Source organism: Methyloversatilis discipulorum, assembly GCF_018780585.1.
In the GTDB taxonomy this organism is placed as follows: domain Bacteria; phylum Pseudomonadota; class Gammaproteobacteria; order Burkholderiales; family Rhodocyclaceae; genus Methyloversatilis; species Methyloversatilis discipulorum_B.
Window position 1 is genome coordinate 89,579 of record NZ_JADMJL010000003.1, and the last position, 19,941, is coordinate 109,519.

At 66.9% G+C, this 19,941-nt stretch carries 20 protein-coding genes; 11 read left to right on the forward strand and 9 right to left on the reverse strand.

Annotated features, from left to right (window positions below):
- Positions 1-275: 275 nt before the first annotated feature.
- Together IV112_RS00610 and IV112_RS00615 are read right to left on the reverse strand one after the other, a co-directional pair.
- Positions 276-1,034, reverse strand: coding sequence for a LytR/AlgR family response regulator transcription factor (locus tag IV112_RS00610; protein ID WP_304000438.1), 759 nt, complete (start codon positions 1,032-1,034; stop codon positions 276-278).
- Positions 1,035-1,036: 2 nt separating this feature from the next.
- Positions 1,037-2,035, reverse strand: coding sequence for a sensor histidine kinase (locus IV112_RS00615; protein ID WP_304000439.1), 999 nt, complete (start codon positions 2,033-2,035; stop codon positions 1,037-1,039).
- A gap of 102 nt (positions 2,036-2,137) precedes the next feature.
- Between IV112_RS00615 and argH the strand changes: the two genes are divergently transcribed.
- The 5 genes from argH (at position 2,138) to IV112_RS00640 (ending at position 8,024) form a co-directional block, all read left to right on the forward strand.
- On the forward strand, positions 2,138-3,574 hold the full coding sequence (gene argH, locus IV112_RS00620; protein WP_304000440.1) for an argininosuccinate lyase: 1,437 nt from the start codon (positions 2,138-2,140) through the stop codon (positions 3,572-3,574).
- A gap of 81 nt (positions 3,575-3,655) precedes the next feature.
- Positions 3,656-4,957 carry a serine/threonine-protein kinase gene (locus tag IV112_RS00625; protein WP_304000441.1) on the forward strand — a complete coding sequence of 434 codons (1,302 nt, stop codon included), beginning with the start codon at positions 3,656-3,658 and terminating at the stop codon, positions 4,955-4,957.
- Positions 4,958-4,961: 4 nt separating this feature from the next.
- Entirely contained in the window at positions 4,962-6,299 is a 1,338-nt protein-coding gene (locus tag IV112_RS00630) for a serine/threonine-protein kinase (RefSeq protein ID WP_304000442.1), read from the forward strand.
- Positions 6,296-7,165 (forward strand): fructosamine kinase family protein, encoded by an 870-nt coding sequence (locus tag IV112_RS00635; RefSeq protein ID WP_304000443.1) that lies wholly within the window; start codon positions 6,296-6,298, stop codon positions 7,163-7,165. The genes IV112_RS00630 and IV112_RS00635 overlap by 4 nt, the downstream gene beginning before the upstream one ends.
- Before the next feature lie 295 nt (positions 7,166-7,460).
- A complete protein-coding gene (locus IV112_RS00640; protein ID WP_020165799.1) occupies positions 7,461-8,024 on the forward strand; it encodes a phasin family protein in 564 nt (187 codons plus the stop codon).
- A gap of 72 nt (positions 8,025-8,096) precedes the next feature.
- Here the strand turns inward: IV112_RS00640 and IV112_RS00645 are convergent, their stop codons facing one another.
- The 3 genes from IV112_RS00645 to ubiD all read right to left on the reverse strand — a co-directional run bounded on the left by IV112_RS00645 (position 8,097) and on the right by ubiD (position 11,577).
- On the reverse strand, positions 8,097-9,128 hold the full coding sequence (locus IV112_RS00645) for an HAF repeat-containing protein (protein ID WP_304000444.1): 1,032 nt from the start codon (positions 9,126-9,128) through the stop codon (positions 8,097-8,099).
- A 125-nt stretch (positions 9,129-9,253) separates the two neighbouring features.
- On the reverse strand, positions 9,254-10,006 hold the full coding sequence (locus IV112_RS00650; protein WP_304000445.1) for a competence/damage-inducible protein A: 753 nt from the start codon (positions 10,004-10,006) through the stop codon (positions 9,254-9,256).
- A 77-nt stretch (positions 10,007-10,083) separates the two neighbouring features.
- Entirely contained in the window at positions 10,084-11,577 is a 1,494-nt protein-coding gene (ubiD, locus tag IV112_RS00655) for a 4-hydroxy-3-polyprenylbenzoate decarboxylase (protein WP_304000446.1), read from the reverse strand.
- Positions 11,578-11,745: 168 nt separating this feature from the next.
- Here ubiD and IV112_RS00660 point away from each other — a divergent pair, with 168 nt between their 5' ends.
- The 3 genes from IV112_RS00660 to IV112_RS00670 all read left to right on the forward strand — a co-directional run bounded on the left by IV112_RS00660 (position 11,746) and on the right by IV112_RS00670 (position 13,995).
- Entirely contained in the window at positions 11,746-12,675 is a 930-nt protein-coding gene (locus IV112_RS00660) for a histone deacetylase family protein (RefSeq protein ID WP_304000447.1), read from the forward strand.
- Between the two features lie 101 nt (positions 12,676-12,776).
- Complete coding sequence (locus IV112_RS00665) at positions 12,777-13,445, forward strand: hypothetical protein (RefSeq protein ID WP_304000448.1); 669 nt, start codon at positions 12,777-12,779, stop codon at positions 13,443-13,445.
- A 1-nt stretch (position 13,446) separates the two neighbouring features.
- Positions 13,447-13,995, forward strand: a complete 549-nt coding sequence (locus tag IV112_RS00670; protein ID WP_304000449.1) for a FlgO family outer membrane protein — start codon at positions 13,447-13,449, stop codon at positions 13,993-13,995.
- 22 nt (positions 13,996-14,017) lie between these two features.
- On the opposite strand, the gene IV112_RS00675 is transcribed toward IV112_RS00670, so the two are convergent.
- From IV112_RS00675 to IV112_RS00690, 4 genes are read right to left on the reverse strand one after another with little or no spacing between them, the layout of a single operon-like run.
- On the reverse strand, positions 14,018-14,932 hold the full coding sequence (locus tag IV112_RS00675) for an alpha/beta hydrolase family protein (RefSeq protein ID WP_304000450.1): 915 nt from the start codon (positions 14,930-14,932) through the stop codon (positions 14,018-14,020).
- Entirely contained in the window at positions 14,929-15,429 is a 501-nt protein-coding gene (locus IV112_RS00680; RefSeq protein ID WP_304000451.1) for a DinB family protein, read from the reverse strand. Before IV112_RS00680 ends, IV112_RS00675 begins: the two co-directional genes overlap by 4 nt.
- Before the next feature lie 13 nt (positions 15,430-15,442).
- The gene (locus IV112_RS00685; RefSeq protein ID WP_304000452.1) at positions 15,443-15,640 is read right to left on the reverse strand and encodes a DUF1127 domain-containing protein; all 198 of its coding nucleotides are present in this window, start codon (positions 15,638-15,640) and stop codon (positions 15,443-15,445) included.
- Complete coding sequence (locus IV112_RS00690; protein WP_304000453.1) at positions 15,615-16,010, reverse strand: tautomerase family protein; 396 nt, start codon at positions 16,008-16,010, stop codon at positions 15,615-15,617. Before IV112_RS00690 ends, IV112_RS00685 begins: the two co-directional genes overlap by 26 nt.
- Before the next feature lie 193 nt (positions 16,011-16,203).
- Here IV112_RS00690 and IV112_RS00695 point away from each other — a divergent pair, with 193 nt between their 5' ends.
- The 3 genes from IV112_RS00695 to IV112_RS00705 all read left to right on the forward strand — a co-directional run bounded on the left by IV112_RS00695 (position 16,204) and on the right by IV112_RS00705 (position 19,835).
- Positions 16,204-17,607, forward strand: coding sequence for a PLP-dependent aminotransferase family protein (locus IV112_RS00695; RefSeq protein WP_304000454.1), 1,404 nt, complete (start codon positions 16,204-16,206; stop codon positions 17,605-17,607).
- Between the two features lie 128 nt (positions 17,608-17,735).
- Positions 17,736-18,299, forward strand: coding sequence for a PEP-CTERM sorting domain-containing protein (locus IV112_RS00700; RefSeq protein WP_304000455.1), 564 nt, complete (start codon positions 17,736-17,738; stop codon positions 18,297-18,299).
- 39 nt (positions 18,300-18,338) lie between these two features.
- Entirely contained in the window at positions 18,339-19,835 is a 1,497-nt protein-coding gene (locus IV112_RS00705; RefSeq protein ID WP_304000456.1) for a PhoX family protein, read from the forward strand.
- Positions 19,836-19,941 lie beyond the last annotated feature (106 nt).

Below are 19,941 nucleotides of genomic sequence, written 5' to 3' on the forward strand. Positions count from 1 at the left end.
GCAGGGGTTTCGCGAAGCACCGCTTCGCGCCTGCGGAACCGGACGGCCATGCAGGGCCGGCCGTGGATGATGAGGTGAGGGTTTCGCCGAGCACTGCTCGGCGCTCACCGAATGGGTCGGCCATGCAGGGCCGACTTCCGTAGTTTCTGTTCCGGCGAGCACTGCTCGCCGCCCGTCGAACCGGTTTGCCCTGCCTGGCAAACCGCGGGTAACGCAGGGGGTTCGCGAAGCACTGCTTCGCGCCTGCGCAACCGGTCGGCCATGCAAGGCCGACCTCAGCCGCGCTCCGTCCCCCGGATGTCGGCGAACTCCGCCCTGACCTGCGCCCATTGCCGCCGGCTCACCGGCAGGCGTTCGTCCAGGCCCCTCAGCACGACCGCCCAGTGTCCTTCGGCGCCATCACGCACGTGTTCGAAGCCGACCACCGCGTCGCGCGCCACCAGGCAGTTGCGGTGTATGCGCACGAAGCGCCGGGCGAACTCCTGCTCCAGGGCAGCCAACGCTTCCTCCAGCAGGTATTCGCGTGCAACGGTGCGCGCCGTTACGTATTTCAGTTCGGCGCGCAGATAGAGGATGTCGGCCACCGGCAGCAGCAGGATGCGGCCGCGTTCGCTGCACGACAACTGGGTGCGCCCGGCCTCAACCGGCTGTGCCCGCCGCTCCGGTACCCGGCGCAGCGCGTCGAGCAGCCGGTTCGCGCGCACCGGCTTCATCAGGTAATCGACCGCCTGCAGTTCGAAGGCGCGCACCGCGTACTGGTCGTAGGCAGTGCAGAACACGAGTATCGGCGGCCGCGGCAATGCCGCCAGGCGCGTCGCCAGTTCGACACCGTCCATGCCGGGCATGCGGATGTCGACCAGCGCAACGTCGGCCTGATCGTCGGCAGTCAGCGCGGACAGACGTTCCAGCGCCTCCTGTCCGTTCGCAGCCTCGCCGACCACCCGGTTCGGCAGTTCGGCCTCGATGTCGGACAGCAGCGCGCGCAGTCGCAGGCGGGCCGGGGCTTCGTCGTCAGCGATGAACACACGCAGCATGCTCAGGCCCCCACCCGGTACGGAAAGCGGATGCGCACCCGGTACAGGCCGTCCTGCTCGCCTGCTTCCAGTTGCGCTTCGAGGTCGAAGAACAGCATCAGCCGCTCGCGGATATTGTCCAGCGCCATCCGGTTGCCGCTGCCGTGCCCGCCGGCACCGTCGCGCGGCGGCGCCGGATTGTCGATCTCGACCACCACGTCGCCACCGGCCCGCTGCACGCTCACCGTGACCTCGCCGTTGCCGGCCAGCGGCTCGACGCCGTGATACACCGCGTTCTCCAGCAGCGGCTGCAGCATCAGCGGCGGTACCCGTGCGTCGGCCGGGCAGCCGTCGGTCTGCCAGCGCACGCTCAGTCGTTCGCCCAGGCGCAGCGTCTCCAGTGCGATGTACTGGCGACACAGCGCCAACTCGTCACCCAGCGTGACCAGATCGCGGTTCTCGCGCATCAGCACGCGGAACAGGTCGGACAGCTCCTCCAGCGCGCGCTCGGCCCGACGCGGGTCCTCGCGCATGATGCCAAGCACCGCATTCAGGCTGTTGAACAGGAAGTGCGGCCGGATGCGCGCCGACAGCGCCATCAGCCGCGCCTGCGCGATAGCCGGACCGAGCGCGCGCTCCTGCACGGTGAAATAGGTCATCGCGGCAGCGGCAGCCAGCAGCGCCCACATCGCCTCGCGCACCGGCCAGGACGGTACCGAGTCGACGTCCCAGCCGCCGAGCGCGGTCGTCGCGAGCACGCTGCCGAGCGCGACCAGACCGGTCAGCGCCCAGCCGCTGCGCGCGCGGAGCCTGGCGAACAACGGCGCCATCAGATAGAGCAGCAGCAGCGACAGAATCAGCGCCGGCTCGACCCTCGCCGCCATTTCCGCCGCATCGAGCGGCAGCGCGTCCCAGCTGCGGTTGCGCGCCAGCAGCGCCAGCGCAGCCAGCGCGTTCACCAGCAGCACGGTGCGCAGCATCACGCCGAGATTGCGCCAGTCGGGTGCGCGCGCCGGCCTCATGTCAGCTCCCACGCCGGACGCACGCCGGCCGGCGCGTCGGGCTTTGCGCCCCGCTGGCCTATAATTGACGGTTTCCCGCAGCGTGCCGAACTTCTTTCCATCATGAGCGCATCTTCGCAGTCCGAGCCGACCAAGGCGTGGTCGGGCCGTTTTTCCGAGCCCGTGTCCGATCTGGTGAAGCGTTATACCGCTTCGGTGTTCTTCGACCAACGCATGTGGCGGCAGGACATCCGCGGCTCGCTGGCCCATGCCGCCATGCTGGCAAAGCAGGGCATCATCGCGCAAGCCGATCTCGACGCCATCCGCTCGGGCATGGCACAGATCACGCAGGAAATCGAAGCCGGCCAGTTCGACTGGAACCTCGACGACGAGGACGTGCACCTGAATATAGAGAAGCGCCTGACCGCACTGGTCGGTGACGCCGGCAAGCGCCTGCACACCGGCCGCAGCCGCAACGACCAGGTGGCGACCGACATCCGGCTGTGGCTGCGCGACGCGATCGACACCATTCTCGCGCTGATCGCCGACTTCCAGCGTGCCGTGCTCGACCTGGCCGAACACCACGCCGCGACACCGCTGCCCGGCTTCACCCACCTGCAGGTGGCACAGCCGGTCACCTTCGGCCACCACCTGATGGCCTATTTCGAAATGCTGCGGCGTGACGCCGAGCGCTTCGCCGACTGCCGCAAGCGCACCAACCGGCTGCCGCTCGGCTCCGCCGCGCTGGCTGGCACCACCTTCCCGATCGACCGCGAATTCGTCGCCGCCGAACTGGGCTTCGACGAAGTCTGCTTCAACTCGCTGGACGCGGTGTCCGACCGCGACTTCGCGATCGAATTCTGCGCCGCCAGCAGCCTGCTGATGACCCACCTGTCGCGGCTGTCGGAAGAGCTCATCCTGTGGATGAGCCCGCGCGTCGGTTTCATCGACCTGGCCGACCGCTTCTGCACCGGCTCGTCCATCATGCCGCAGAAGAAGAACCCGGACGTGCCGGAACTGGTGCGCGGCAAGACCGGCCGCGTGAACGGCAGCCTGGTGGCGCTGCTCACGCTGATGAAGGGCCAGCCGCTGGCCTACAACAAGGACAATCAGGAAGACAAGGAACCGCTGTTCGACGCTGCCGACACGGTGATCGACACGCTGCGCATCTACGCCGACATGATGGGCAGCACGACGGGCGCCGACGGCAGCAAGGTGTTCAACGTGCGGGTCAAGGCCGAGGCGATGAAGAGCGCGCTGCGCCAGGGTTACGCCACCGCCACCGACCTCGCCGACTGGCTGGTCAAGCGTGGCCTGCCTTTCCGCGACGCGCACGAGGCAGTCGCCCGCGCGGTGCGGCTGGCCGAGCAGAAGGGCTGCGACGTGTCCGACCTCACGCTGGACGAGCTCAAGTCCTTCTCGCCGCTGGTCGATGAATCGGTGTTCGCGGTGCTGACGGTCGAAGGTTCGCTGTCCGCCCGCAACCACATCGGCGGCACCGCACCGGAGCAAGTGCGCGCCGCCATCGTCCGCGCTCGCGCGCGGCTGGCGACCGGCTGAACGGGAGAATCCGCTTGAAACCGACAGGCATCACACGCACCGGAGCGACCGCGCGACGCCTGTCACCGGCCCCACGCTGACATGGACCTGCTCGGCAAGTACCGCATCCAGCGCCTGCTCGGCGAAGGCGCCACGTCCAAGGTGTTCCTCGCGCACGACCCTTTCGGCCGGCGCGACGTGGCCATCAAGATCGTTGCCCGCGGCGACGACACTGGCGCCAGCGGCAGCAAGTCCGAGCGCTACCAGCGCAAGTTCTTCGTCGCCGAGGCCTCGCTGGCGGGCAAGCTCACCCACCCGCACATCGTGCAGATCTACGACGCGGTGGCCGACGCCGACCCGGCCTACATCGTGATGGAGTATGTGCCGGGCGGCACGCTGGAGCCGTATATCTCGGCCGACCGGTTGCTGCCGGTCGGCGACGTGCTGGAAATCATCTTCAAGTGCACGCGCGCGCTCGACTTCGCGTGGCGACTGGGCGTCATCCACCGCGACCTGAAGCCGGCCAACATCATGCGCGTCGAGGACGGCGCAGCCGTCGGCGGCACCAATGTGAAGGTGTCGGATTTCGGCGCCGCGATGTCGGTTTCGGCCACCGAGACCCAGGTGTCGGGCGTCGGCTCGCCGGCCTACATGAGTCCGCAGCAGATCAAGGAACACCCGCTCAATCACCAGACCGACATCTTTTCGCTCGGCGTGGTGATGTACCAGCTGCTGACCGGCCAGCTGCCATTCCAGGGCAGCAACAACTTCAGCATGATGTACCAGATCACCCACGCCGATCCGGTACCGCCGTCGGCGCTGCGTCCGGAGTTGCCGTCGGTTCTGGACGACATCGTGATGCGCGCGCTGCAGAAATCGCTCGACGACCGCTACCCGAGCTGGGATGCCTTTTCCTTCGACCTCGCCGAGGCCTTCCGTACCGAGGCGCAGCGCGACCACGGCAATCGCATTGCCGACAGCGAGAAGTTCAATTCGCTGCGCCGGCTCGCCTTCTTCCGCGATTTTTCCGACGTCGAGCTGTGGGAGGTGGTGCGTCTGGGCGAATGGCACCGCGTGGCCGGCGGCCAGATGCTGCTGCGCGAGGGCGACCCGGGCGACGGTTTCTTCATCATCGCGGAAGGCGAAGTGAAGGTGACCAAGGGACGCAAGCTGCTCAATGTGCTGTCGGCCGGCGAATGCGTCGGCGAGATGGCCTGGCTGACGCCGGAGCGCGGCACCCGCGGCGCCGACGTGTCCACGCTGTCCGAGGCGGTGGTGATCCACCTCGCCAACGCGTCGCTCGAACACGCGTCGGAAGCCTGCCGCCACCGCTTCGACCGCGCCTTCCTGCGCATCCTGGTCGAGCGGCTGTCGCTGGCCAACCAGCGCCTGACCGGTGTCTGAGCGGATGCAGACACCCGCGCCGCCGACCCCGCCCGACGTCCCCGCACCCGGCAGCTCGCTGGGCCGCTACCAGCTCAGGCGCATCATCGGCCGCGGCAGCACCAGCACCGTCTGGCTGGCCTGGGATCCGCAGACGCAGCGCGAAGTGGCGATCAAGTGCATCGACCCGGACGTGCTGAACGACCACGCGCGCGGCAGACTGCACCACAATCTGCTGATCAACGAAGCTTCGCTCGCCGACAAGCTGCAGCATCCGCACATCGTCGCCATCCACGACGCGGTGGTGACCGGCGATCAGGCCTATATCGTGATGGAGTACGTCGCCGGCGGCACGCTGGAGGCGCACGTGCAGCGTCCCGGTCTGCTGCCGGTGGAGCGCATCGTCGAACTGATGTTCAAGTGCACGCGCGCACTCGACTACGCGTGCCAGCTGGGCATCACGCATCGCGACATCAAGCCGGCCAACATCCTGCTCACCCGCGACGGCGAACTGAAGCTGACCGATTTCGGCGCGGCACTGTTCACCGCCAACGAGCGCACCCAGGTCGAGGGCGTCGGTTCGCCGGCCTATATGAGCCCGCAGCAGGTGCGCGAGATGCCGCTGAACCACCAGACCGACATCTACTCGCTGGGCGTCGTGCTCTACCAGTTGCTGGCGGGCGAGCTGCCCTTCCAGGCAAGCAACAAGTACAGCCTTGTGTATCAGATCATCCACGTCGAACCGCCTCCGCCGTCGGTGCACCGTCCGGGCCTGCCACCCGCACTGGACGCCGTCGTAGCGCGTGCGATGCAGAAGGACATTGCGCTGCGCTACGCGACCTGGGCCGAGTTCACGCACGACCTGGCACAGGCCTTCCGCAACCGCCGGCTCAAGCCGCGCGAGGACGAATCGGGCGCCGCCGAGCACTTCCGGTTGCTGCGCACGCTGGCCTTCTTCAATGACTTCAGCGACGTCGAACTGTGGGAGGTCGCTCACTTCGCACGCCAGGAGCGCGTCGCCGCCGGCACGCTGCTGATGAAGGACGGTGAACAGGGTGACCGTCTCTACGTGCTGGTCGAGGGTGAGCTGGCGGTATGCAAGTCGGGCCGCACGCTGAACATCCTGACCAGCGGCGAATGCTGCGGCGAAATGTCGGTGATCGCCCGTCGCGACCGCAAGCTGCGCGCCAACGACGTGCAGGCGAGCACCGACAGCCTGCTGTTCGCGATCGACGGCGAACGCATCCGCCGCGCCTCCGAAACCTGCCGCATGCGCTTCTACGAAGCCTTCCTGCAGGTGCTGGCGGCGCGGCTGTCGTCGGCCAACATCCGTCTGGCCGACAGCTGGGGCGGTGGCGAATGAACGCGCTTGCGACACGGATCGCCACTGCGCTTGGCGTGGGCTGCAGGGGCACTGTCGAACTGACACCCGGTCGCACTCGCCGCGCACTGAGGATCGACACTGGCGACACGCCTCTTTTCGTCAAGCTGCTGCCAGCCGACCGTGCGGAAGTGTTCGCCGCCGAGATGGAAGGACTGGCGCTGCTGCGGGATACCGGCTGCTTCCGGGTACCGGCCGCGCGCGGCCGCGGTACGGCCGGCGACGTCGCCTGGCTGGCGCTCGAATGGCTGGACCTGAAACCGGTGTCCACCGACGAAGACGGGCGCGCTTTCGGCACGGCGCTGGCAGCGCTGCACGAAGTACACGGTGAGCTGTATGGCCTGCCGCGCGACAACTGGCTCGGCGACAGCCGTCAGGAAAACGGCACGTCCACGACCTGGCCACTCTTCTATGCGCAGAAGCGCCTGCAGCCGCAACTCGAACGACTGATCGCCGAAGGCATGCGCGGCGAGCTGATACGGAACCTGCAAGGCATCGTCGAACGCGTACCCGCCCTCTTCCTCGACTACCGCCCGGCCGCCTCGCTGCTCCATGGAGACCTGTGGCACGGCAATGCCGGCATGGTCGATGGTCAGCCTGCCGTGTTCGACCCGGCCGTGCATTACGGCGATCGCGAGGCGGACTACGCAATGACGGAACTGTTCGGGGGCTTCCCGATCTCCATGTACGCCGCCTATCAGAAGAGCGCCCCGCTGGACGCCGGCGCCGCATCCAGGCGCGGCCTTTACCGGTTGTATCACCTGCTCAACCATACTCTGCTGTTCGGCAGTGCCTACCTGCGGGAAACCGAACGCACCGCAGCACGACTGCTGTCTGAACTGCGCTAAGAGCGCCCTGGCGCGGCATCTGACGCAGCGCACCCCGGCTCCTGCGTTTTTATGAACGTACGTTCACATCTCATTGTTTAGGCGAAGAAATAATCCGGAAAAGTTTTTGTGTGCAGTGCAACAAAAACATGTTGACATCACGTCGACCCGCCCTATAATCGTGTTCATGGTGCAGCGCAATACGAACCCTTGGGGTAAGTAGTGAGTCGCACGATTTAGGTGACCTCGTGGGTGTTCCCGGTATTACCGCCCGGTCGTGGTCGCTCTTTCAACTACATGTACGGAGATAACCACCATGGCCTTCACCCCTGAACATTTCGCCGCCGCCAACAAGAATGGCATCGAAGCCCTGCTGACCCTGGCCAACACCGCCTTCGCCAGCACCGAGCGCCTCGCCGCTCTGAACCTGAACACCGCCCGTTCGCTGCTGGAAGACAGCGTCGCGAACGCCAAGACCCTGATGGGCGCCAAGGACGTGCAAGAGATCGTGTCGCTGCAGAGCGGCCTGGTCCAGCCGGCGATCGAGAAGGTCGTTGCCTACTCGCGCAGCGTCTATGAAATCGTTTCGCAAACCCAGGAAGAACTGAGCAAGGTCGTCGAAGCTCAGGTCGGTGAAGTCAACAAGGCTGTCACCTCGACCCTGGATCAGGCCGCCAAGCAAGCCCCGGCCGGTTCCGACGTCGCCGTCGCCGCTGTCAAGTCGGCCATCGCCGCCGCCAACAGCGCCTACGACAGCATGGCCAAGGCTGCCAAGCAAGCCGTCGAAATGGCTGAAGCCAACGTGAACGCCGCCACCTCGGCGACCGTTCGTGCCGTCGGCGCCGCCAGCACGACCGCGAAGAAGAAGGCAGCTGCCTAAGTCTTCAAGAGCAGTCTGAAAAGAGCCCCGCCTTGTGCGGGGCTCTTTTCGTTTACACGACTGCAGCGGGTTTCAGTCCGGAGTCATCACGAAACCACTCACGTCGCCCGCCACATTGACGCCGTAGCCCGCGATCTGACCTCTGTCGTTGATCGCTCGCGCCAGCGCCAGGCGACGCCAGCCCGCCCGCCGTACCTCCGGCAGGTCCTCGAGCACCGTCAGCCTCTCCGTGCCGAGGTCAAAGAGCACCGCGCGCCCGCCCTGTACGCCGACCACCTGCCCGCGATTGTTGATGTCGTAGGGCTCGAACGGAATCTCGATCGTCGTGCCCTGCACCTCTCCTGGTCCGGCCGGCGTCCACACGAAACCCCGTCCGTCGAAAACGCCGACGACCTGTCGCTGGTCGTTGATGCCGCGTGCCTCGCCGCTCGTGCTGGCCGGCGCCGACAACTCTCCGACCGGATGCGCACGTCCGGTCGCCGGATTCCATAACCAGGGCGGATGTGGCGTGACGTACGCATGGCCGGCAATCCAGCCCAGCGGTCCGATGGCGCGCGCCACGCCCGAGCCGCCGAGATCGGACGGCAAAGGCGTGATGCTGCGTACGGGCTGCGAACTGTCGTACCGCCAGGTGAAAGCAATGTCGACCACGAATGAACGACCCACCTCTTCCCGGAAACCACCGACAACGTCGCCGGCCTGATTCACCGCGAGCAATTCGCTGCTGAGCACGCGCCGGCCAGGGAACTGGACAGCCTCGACCTCGCCGCCGGACCACACGGCTGCGATCTTCCGGCCGCCGCCGCTCGTCTGGCAGTGTCCGACGACGAGACCCGTGTCATTGATGCCGGCGGCAGTGCATGCGGCGGTGCCCGCAGGCCGCGGCAGCGGCGTCAGACCGACTCCCCGCCGCCAGACGAAAGCGCGATTGCCGTCCGCGTCGCTGCCGTACCCGACCACATCACCGCCTTCGTTGATGGCGTAGGCCTCGCTGACGTGCGGCCCACCGGGCAGGTCACCGAGGTCGTCGATCTGCCAGCACCCGGCCAGCGCAGCTGCAAACGTGAGCACTACACAGGCACGCGCCGCCGACACGCGATTCATCGAACACTCTCCACACGAAAATTCCGCGCGAATAGTGAATCGTCGTATCGACGATGTCGATCGGATCTGCTCCCCGGCCGTGACAGGCGTCTTGATCAGGGGTCCGACAGCCCGCCTGGCGTCGGTCAGAGCGGGTCTGCGTCGACCTCCAGGCCGCGCTGGATCACCTCGGCACGCATGGCTGCCAGCGCCGGGGCGACCTTGTCCGGATCGCCCTTGGCGCCCAGTTCGATGTGCGGCCGCGCCCGCTTCGCGTTGCCGAAGCTGGGCAGGCTGAATACGGTGACACCGTAGTCGCGCTCGATCGCCTGCATCAGGTCGAGCAGCCGGCTCTCGTGCGCGTCGAACACGAAGAAGGACGCCTCCGTCCAGTTGCGGGTGTGATGCAGGTGCCGGTACTTCGTGTCGAGCACCCACTGCATCATCGGCCAGGCCATTTCCGGAAAGCCCGGCACGAAGTGGTGATCGCCACAGCTGAAGCCGGGAATACGGTTGAACGGATTGGGAATGATGTCGCACCCTGCCGGAAACTCGCCGAGACGCAGACGGTTTTCAGTCACCTCGGCGCCGAAACGTGCGCGGATCTCGACCTCGGCCGCCGGATGCAGCACGCAGTCGACACCAAGCGCCGCCGCCGCCGACTGCCTCGTGTGGTCGTCCGGCGTGACACCGATGCCGCCACAGGAGAACACGATGTCGGTCGTCGCCATCGAACGACGGAAAGCGTCGATCAGACGCGGCCGTTCGTCGCCCAGATAGCTCGCCCAGGACAGCTGCAGGCCGCGCTCGGCGAGCAGTTCGCGCACTTTGGCGAAGTGTCCGTCCTGACGACGGCCGGACAGGATTTCATCGCCGATGATGTAGAGGCCGATGGCCATGATCGAAACTCCTGTTCAGCGCGAAGGGCGCTGAATATCGTGATAAATAAGACCGACTCGTGATCAAAGCGCGTGCGTCAAAGTCCGAGCTCGGACCACATCGCATCGACGCGCTTCTTCACGTCGGCATCCATCTCTATCGTGCGTCCCCACTCGCGGCTGGTTTCGCCCGGCCACTTGTTGGTCGCATCCAGCCCCATCTTCGACCCGAGGCCGGCGACCGGGCTGGCGAAATCGAGGTAGTCGATCGGCGTGTTGTCGACGATGACGGTATCGCGCCTCGCGTCCATGCGCGTGGTCATCGCCCAGATCACTTCCTGCCAGCTACGGATGTCGATGTCCTCGTCCACGACGATGATGGTCTTCGTGTACATGAACTGCCGCAGGAAACTCCATACGCCGAACATGACCCGCTTGGCGTGCCCCGGGTACTGCTTGCGCATGGACACCACCGCCAGCCGGTAGGAGCAGCCCTCGGGCGGCAGGTAGAAGTCGGTGATTTCCGGAAACTGCTTCTGCAGCAGCGGCACGAACACCTCGTTCAGCGCCACGCCCAGCATGGCGGGTTCGTCCGGCGGCTTGCCGGTATAGGTCGAGTGGTAGATCGGATTGCGGCGCATGGTCATGCGTGTGATCGTGAACACCGGAAACTCGGCCACTTCGTTGTAGTAACCGGTGTGGTCTCCGAACGGCCCTTCTGGCGCGTGCTCATAGCCGGACGGGTGGTTCGCGTCCGGCCGCAGTTCGCCTTCGAGCACGATTTCGGCGCTGGCCGGCACGTCGAGATCGTTGCCGATGCACTTCACCAGTTCGGTGCGGCTGCCACGCAGCAGGCCGGCGAACTGGTACTCGGACAGCGTGTCCGGCACCGGCGTCACCGCGCCCAGTATCGTCGCCGGATCACAGCCCAGCACCACCGAAACCGGGAAGGCCGTACCCGGAAACTTGCGCGCGTGGTCGCGGAAATCGAGCGCACCGCCGCGGTGGGCCAGCCAGCGCATGATCACCTTGTCCTGCGCGATCACCTGCTGGCGATAGATGCCGAGGTTCTGCCGCTTCTTGTCCGGTCCGCGCGTCACCACCAGCCCCCAGGTGATCAACGGTGCCGCATCACCCGGCCAGCAGTGCTGTACCGGCAGGCGCGACAGATCGACCTGACTGCCTTCCCACACGACGTCCTGACACGGTGCCGACGACACCTTCTTCGGTGCCATCGAAAACACCTGCTTCAGCATCGGCAGCTTGTCCCAGGCATCCTTCAGGCCCTTGGGCGGCTCCGGCTCCTTCAGCATGGACAGCGTGCGGCCGATGTCGCGCAGCGCTTCCGCCCATCTGTCGCCGCTGACGCCCATGCCGAGTGCCACGCGTCCCGGCGTACCGAACAGGTTGCCGAGCACAGGCATCGTGTGACCCGTCGGCTGCTCGAACAGCACCGCCGGCCCCTGCGCGCGCAGAACGCGGTCGCAGATCTCGGTCATTTCCAGGTGCGGCGACACCGGGCGCGCGACGCGCTTCAGTTCGCCCATCCGTTCGAGCTGCGCGATGAAGTCGCGCAAATCCGTGTATTTCATGTCGTGTTACGGCTCCAGTACTTCGCGCCTTGCTGAGTCCTGCGCAGTGCGCGGCCGATGGTAAGCGATAGTGAAGGCCGCCGCACTCCGCACGCGGCTACGGACCGCGCGGCACAGCAGGCGTTCCGATACAGCTGTCGCAACCGCGGCCGGCAGTCGGCTGTCAGAATGCGCGACCGTCCCACCCACCTGCACGACATGCTTGCCTGGTACGCCGACCACTTCGTCCTGCCGCTGCCCGAAACCCATCGCTTTCCGATGGACAAGTACCGCCGGCTGCGCGAACGCGTCGCTGCAGAACTGCCGGGCGTCACGCTGAGCGAGCCGCCGGCTGCAACCGACGCCGAACTGTGCCGCGCACACGACGCCGGCTACGTCGATCGCGCCAGCCGCGGCGAACTGAGCGTGAACGAAATCCGCATGATCGGCTTTCCGTGGTCGGCGCAGATGATTGAGCGCTCGCGCCGCTCCGCCGGCGCCACCATGGCCGCCTGTCGCAGCGCGCTGCGTGACGGCGTGTCGGTCAATCTGGCTGGCGGCACCCACCACGCCAAGCGCGCCAGCGGCGCCGGCTATTGCGTGTTCAACGACTCGGCGGTGGCCGCCCGCATGCTGCAGGCCGAGTGCGGCATCGAACGCGTGGCCATCGTCGACCTCGACGTGCACCAGGGCGACGGCACCGCCGAAATCCTCGGACGGGCGGACGACGTATTCACGCTGTCGCTGCACGGCGATCGCAACTTCCCCTTCCGCAAGGAACGCAGCCACCTCGACGTCGCACTGCCCGACGGATGCGGCGACGACGCGTATCTCGCCGCACTCGACGACGCGCTGACACGGATGAGTGCACGCTTCGATCCACAGTTCATCCTTTTCCTCGCTGGCGCAGATCCGTTCGAGGGCGACCGCCTCGGCCGGCTCAAGCTCACCAAACCGGGCTTGGCCGCACGTGACACCCGGGTATTCGACTACTGCCGTCGGCGTGACCTGCCACTGGCGGTGGCGATGGCCGGCGGCTACGCGGAAGACATCGCCGACATCGTCGATATCCACTTCGCCACTGTCGCTGCCGCGCTACGCCACGCCACGACGCGCTGACGTAGCCGTTGACGCAAGCCTGCCGTGTTCTGGTAGATTCCGCCTCATATATGCCTTCAGCATATTCTTGGATTCCACCAACCGGGAGGTCAGACCGTCCGATGAACACCCGACACCTGGGCACAGCCCTCGCCCTTGGCGCATTGCTCGGCGGCTGCGCCGCGCCGCACAGCGAAACGCCGCTCGCCACCAATTTCCCGACCACGAAGCAGCCCAAGGTGCAGGCGGCCGGCCACTGGTCGGTCATCGCCCGTGATGTCGCGGCGCAGATCGCGCGCGACCTGAAGGACGAACGCCCGCTGTTCGTACGCGAGAGCAGCGCGCGCACCCACTTCAATCTCGCCTTCGAGAAGCAGCTCATTTCGGCATTGATCGAACAGGGGCGCACCGTCAATCGCACGCCGCAGGGCGCGCTGGTGCTCGAGTTCGATACCCGCACGCTGCGCTTCTCGGCGGATCGCCCGCAGTACAGACACAGCGGCACGGCAACCATGCTGGCGGCCGGACTGTGGGGGCTTGCCGTGGCTGACGCCAGTGCGGCGGGCGTGGCGACCGCAGGCGTCGCCGGCGCCGACGCCTACGGCTGGTTCCGTTCCGAGTTCGCGTCCGGTGCGACGCCGCAGACGGAAATCATCGTCACTGCGCAGGTCAGCGACGAGCAGCGCTTCCTCGCCCACCGCACGCATGTCTATTACGTCGCCGACGGCGACCGCGCGCTGTACGACGCCGGCAGCGGCACGCACACCATCCGCCTGAATGGAGATCAGTGAGATGCGTTCCTCTGTCCTCGCGCTGCTGTGTGCCGGCCTGCTGCCGCTGGCCGCCTGCACGTCCTCGGCCAAGCCCGATCCCACCTACGAACAGGCGGCCAGCGACCGCTTCGTGCCGGCCAACTACAAGGCGGCCGATGCGCTGCTCGGGCAGATCGACAATTCGATCGGCAGCGGCAATCCGCTCATCATCGCCACCGTGGTGAACATCGACGCGCTGGACCAGTCGTCCACGCTCGGCCGGCTGGTGTCGGAGCACGTATCGTCGCGCTTCTCGCGCGCCGGCTACCACATGGTGGAGATGAAGTTCCGCAACAACGTGTATGTGCGCCAGCACCAGGGCGAAATGATGCTCACCCGGGAGATCAAGGATCTCGCCCGCTCGCATCAGGCGCGCGCCGTCATCGTCGGCACCTATGGCGCCGCGGAAGACATGGTGTTCATCAATCTGAAGGTGATCGACCCGGCCACCAATGTCGCGCTGGCCGCGCACGATTACGTATTGCCGCGTGACGCCGCGATGAAGTCGCTGCTGCGCAGCACGCGCTGACGGCAGTTGCCGTCGCAAGGGTTCAGCCCGTGCGGCGGCTGCGCAGCCATTTGAGACCGAGCGGCCACAGCGTGCGCTGCATGTCGGAGTGGAAGGGCGCAAAGTGGCCGATACGGTTCAGGCCAAAGCGGGCCGGCAGGAACTGCACCTGGCGCGTACGCGCCTGCGTGAACCAGCCGAGCAGCCGTTCCATCGCCGCCGGCGTCGCGTAGGGGTCGTCGGCCGAGGCGCAGGCCAGCACTTCGCCGCGGTAGCCCGCAAAGGCGGCGCGGGCCGCGTCGCCGTCCGGGGTGCCGCCGGCGCCGGGCAGCCAGCGGTAAAGCCGGTCGAAATCCGGCCACAGCCGCAGCCCCCATTCGAGCGCTACACCACGGGGCAGGTCCTCCAGCCAGCCCAGACGCTTGCCCGGGAAATAGCCCATCACCAGTGCGAGCGCCGGCATCAGCAGATGCCAGCGCAACAGGTAGCCGACACGCTGGCGCGGCGCGTAGTCCGGCCAGTAGGCGTATTGCGAGCCGACCAGCAGCAGTCGGGCGAGCCGCGCATTCGACGGCGCCGACCCGAGGCAGAAGCCCCCGATGCTGTGGCCGACGCCGACCAGCGTGCGCCCGGGGAAGCGGGCGGCCAGCGTACGGATCGCCGCGTCGGTGTCGAGCGCGCCCCAGTCGTGCTTGGTTGCACGCAGTCCGCGCAGGCTGCCGTAACGGCTGTCGCCGATGCCGCGATAGTCGAAGGTCATGGCCGGCAGCCCATGTGCGGACAGCCAGGCGGCGAAGCGTCCGTAGTAGCGCGCCGCCACTCCGGTGGCGCAGCAGATGATGACCGCCGGCCGCCTGCCGTCATCCAGTAGCGGTCGCCACAGGCGACCACGCAGCCGGTAGCCGTCGGCCGCGGCGAACTCGATGTCCTCCGGCGCGCGCGGCTCGTGTCCGCTCACAGTCCGCTCAGGCGCAGGAAGTAGACGAGATCCATCTCCGGCGCCGGCTGGCCCAGGCGCGTGGCGACCGCCGACATCTGGCCGCGGTGGTGGGTCGCGTGATTGAACACATGCAGCAGCGTGCCGGCCCACGGCGTGTCACAGGGCTGAGCGGCCATGCTGGCGTAGCGCAGCCGGCCCCCGAAGGTAGTGTCGTCGGCCCCCTCGACCAGTTCGATCCAGCGCTCGGCCTGCGCACGCACCCGTTGCCGCAGCGTCGCGCGATCGGACTCGACCTCGTCGGCGAGCGATGCGGCCGCATACGGCCGGCCGGTGAAGCGGCCGTACCAGATCAGGTCGGCCAGCAGCAGATGATTGAGGGTGCCGTGCAGGCTCTTGAAGAACAGCCCGTGATCGGTACGCCAGTCGGCGTCGCTGACAGCCTCGAGCGACGCGAACAGGCGGTCGAAGGCCCAGCCGTGGTAACGGGCCATGGTCAGACTGTGCGCTTTCATCATTGCAGGTCCGGAGTCAGTGCAGGCGTTTCGCCTGCGCGCGAAACCCGTCCTCGAAGCGACCGCCAAGCACCGACGGCAGGTCCGAGCGGCCGAGGCCGAGATCACGCAGTTCAAGATCGTTCATCGCCTGCAATTCTGCACGCGCGCGACGCTGCCGGCGTACCTCGCGCAGCCGGCGGGCCATATCACTGAGCCAGGCGTGCGCGGACATGACGCAACTCCTGTGTTTCGCCGGCATAGCCCCATGAATCCGCCGCCAGGTCGCTGACCACGATGTAGCTGGCCGGATGCAGCGGGCCGACCAGTTCGTCCAGCGACTGCCAGACGGCGGAAAGATAGTTCGCCTTCTCCGGCTTCGTGTTGGTGCCGGCGGTGACGCGGACCTCCAGATGGAAGGCAGTCAGCGCGCCGCCGACCGCCTCCGCGCCGACCGACCAGTGTTCGCTGTGGCCGATGGACAACGCGGTCAGTTCGCGCTTCTTGCCAAGTATCTCGGCCGTCAGATCGGTCACCGCGCGGATCACGGCGAGGCGGGTTTCGGCGTCGAGCGGGCGGGACAGTTGCAGCGTGATCATCGGCATGGCGGGACTCCTTCACGGGATGACCGGATCATGCCGTCGGCAACTGTGATGGTCGATGTACAGGAATCTGTTTTTGGACCGACACAATTGATAGTCACGCGGATCTGTACCGCCAACAGTATGCGCAAACTGTACCGGTCGACAGAAAATGCCGTGCAGTACAGTATCAGCCGCCACCGCGAGAGGACGCCGCATGAACCGCTACGAACAACTCGCCGACCGGCTGCGCTCGGACATCCGCGCCGGTCTTTACCCCCCGGGCCAGCGCCTGCCGTCCGTACGGCGCATCGCGCTGCAGCAGGGCCTGAGTATCGCCACCTGCATTTCCGCCTACCGCAAGCTCGAAGCGCAGGGCTGGCTGGAGGCGCGGCCGCAGTCCGGCTTCTATGCGCGCACGCCCGAGGCGCTGCCGCCACGCGCCTGCCAGACCTGCGACGACGAATCGCCGGGCGAAGTGACGATGTCGGAACGGGTTGCCCAGGTGATGCGCGCGTCGCACCGCGACGACCTGCTGGTGTTCAGCACCGCCATTCCGCACGCCGACTTCCTGCCGGTGAAGGACCTGCGCGCCAGCTTGGGCCGCGCGCTGCGCGCCGACGACGCCGGCAGCGCACGCTACGGAGAATTCATCGGCGAAGAAGCGCTGCGCGTGCAGATCGCCCGCCGCGCGGTCGACTCCGGCTGCCAGATCCACCCCGACGACATCGTCATCACCACTGGCTGTCAGGAAGCGCTCACGCTGGCGCTGCGCGCAACCACGCAGCCGGGCGACGTGGTCGCCATCGAGTCGCCGGCCTTCTTCGGCACCCTGCAGCTGATCGAATCGCTGGGTCTGAAGGCGCTCGAAATTCCGACCGACGCGCAGACCGGCCTGAGCCCGGACGCGCTCGAACTGGCGCTCGAAAAATGGCCGGTCAAGGCCTGCCTCGCCTGCACCAGCTTCAGCAACCCGAGCGGCGCGCTGATGCCGGACGCGCACAAGCGGCGCATCGTGCAGATGCTGTCGTCGCGCGGCATCGCGCTGATCGAGGACGACATCTACGGCGAGCTGGCACACGACGGCGAACGCCCGCGCGTGGCCAAGGCCTGGGACCGCACCGGCCACGTGCTGCTGTGTTCGTCCTTCTCCAAGACACTGGCGCCCGGCCTGCGCATCGGCTGGATTGTCGCCGGGCGCTGGCGGCGCGAGGTCGAGCGCCTCAAGTACGGCAGCACCATGGCGACCGCCCTGCTGCCGCAGCGCGCCCTCGCCGACTACCTCGCCAGCGGCCGGCCGGAGCGTCACATGGCGCGCATCCGCCGGCAGTACGCCGAGCAGATGGAAAGGATGCAGACGGCCATCGCCCGCCACTTCCCGCCAGGCACGCGCTGCACGCGCCCGGCCGGCGGCTTCATCCTGTGGGTGGAACTGCCGGAGCACATCGACGCACTGGCGCTGCAGTCGCGCGCGCTGGCGGCAGGCATCAGCATCGCGCCCGGCCCGCTGTTCTCGCCGCAAGGCAAGTACCGCAACTGCATCCGCCTGATGTGTGCCGTGCGCTGGGACGCGCGCGTCGATACCGCGCTCGCCAGCCTGGGTTCGCTCGCCAGTCGATAGTCCGACCGGACCATGCCCACCGGCCGAACGGCCTACGACCTCCCGCGTCGAACATTAACGGGAGATTAATTGGCGGGACATCGTCGCCCGCCAGACTTTCCGCGTCTCAACCCAGACCGGAGAGTCCCATGTCTACTCGTTCCATCCTTGCAGCCGCCCTGCTGGCCGGCCTGATGTCGGCCGGCGCCCAGGCGGCCGCTCCCGTCATCAGCGGCCAGTTCGGCAGCGGCATCACGGCCGGCACCGTCGCCGCCGAAAGCTATTCCTTCATCGGCGGCGCCGAAAACTGGTCCTTCTGGACCTTCAAGGCCGACTTCATGAGCGAAGTGTCGATCACCGTCACCCCGACGGATCCGACGCTCGACGTCATTTTCGGCATCTGGTATGGCGTCGAGAGCGACACCGCCAACTACTTCGACCTCGGCAGCGCTTCGCTGACCACGATGTTCGTCACCGGCGCCGACGGCACGCCGTCCATGCCCTTCGCAGGTGCCGGTGAAGCGGCCAGCGCGAACTTCTTCAACGACTACGGCAACGGCCTGTTCGTGCTCGCCATCGCAGACTTCAGCGACAACGTCGGCGCGGGCCAGCTCGGCTACACCATCACCGCCACCGTGCCGGAACCCGAAACCTACGCGCTGCTGCTGGCCGGCCTCGGCCTGATCGGTGCCGCCGCCCGCCGCCGCGCCTGACGCACCCGCCCCCTGCATATTGAAAACGGAGAGACAACAATGAACCATCAAGACGACCTGATCGACGTCCTGCGCGACTTCAGCAAGACCGATGCATCCAAGGACATGGATCCGCACTGGACCTACGGCCGCCGCGGCTTCCTGAAGAGCGGTGTTGCTGCCGCCGCCACCGTGGCGATGCCGTTCAGCATCCTCGGTTCGAAGAAGGCGCACGCCGTGCAGCTGCCGTTCAGCCCGGACTACGGCCCGCTCGCCCCGGTCGCCGACGAAGTGACCGGCCTGCCGCTGCTGCAGCTGCCGGAAGGCTTCAAGTACTGGTCCTACGGCTGGACCGGCGACGTGATGACCGACGGCATCGCCACTCCGGGCGCGCACGACGGCATGGCCGTGGTCGCCGCCGACGCGAACAAGATCGTGCTGGTGCGTAACCACGAACAGGGCAGCCGCACCGCCGGTTCCTACGCCAACCCGAAGATCACCTACGACCCGCTGTGCAACGGCGGCACGACCAACCTCGTGTTCTCGCCGCGCACCAAGCAGTGGGTCGGCGCCTACGCGTCGATCTCCGGCACCATCCGCAACTGCGCCGGCGGCCCGACCCCGTGGAACTCGTGGATCACCTGTGAAGAAACCTCGGACGGCCCGCACAACGGCGCCTCCAAGCAGCACGGCTACTGCTTCGACGTGCCGGCCACCGGCGTCGCCAAGCCCGTTCCGCTGGTCGACATGGGCTGTTTCAGCCATGAAGCCGTCGCCGTCGATCCGGTCACCGGCATCATCTACGAAACCGAAGACAGCACCCCGTCGGGCTTCTACCGCTTCATCCCGAACGTCATCGGTCGTCCGGAAATGGGCGGCAAGCTGCAGATGATGAAGCTGAAGACGGCCAACAACGCCGTCCGCACCATCAACGGCGTCAGCTACGGCTACTACAACACCGGCGTGGCGCAGGCTCCGGGCACCACCTTCGACGTCGAGTGGGTGAACATCGACGAGCCGAACAAGCCCTTCATCACCGGCACCTCCTACGGCGGCGTGGTCGCCCAGGGCATCATGCAGGGTGCATCGAGCATCGTGCGCGGCGAAGGCGTGTGGTACGGCAACGGCGTGATCTACGTGTGCTCGACCAGCGGCGGTGCCGCCGGCAAGGGCCAGATCTTCGCCTACGATCCGCGTCGCGAAACCTTCACGCTGGTGTACGAATCGTCCGGCGCCGACGTCTGCGACAACCCGGACAACATCGCCTGGAGCCCGCGCGGCAGCCTGATCCTGTGCGAAGACGGCGGCAACTCGGTATCGCGCTGCCACGGTCTGACCACCGACGGCACCGTGTTCCCGTTCATCGCCAACAACGCCGACTTCCGCACCGGCGCCATCGGCACCTACACCCGTCCGTCCGGCCGTTCCTTCAGCAGCAACTCGATGGGTTCCGAGTTCTGCGGTGCGACCTTCCACAACGAGTGGCTGTTCGTGAACACCCAGTCGCCGGGCATCACCTACGCGATCACCGGCCCGTGGGATAACGGCGCGCTGTAATCGCACGTCTGCAGTCCGCAGTTCCGGGCCGGCGCACCAGCGCCGGCACTTAATAGGAATCCATTAACCGTCCCTTCTAAAGAAGGGACGAAGGCCGGCGCACCTG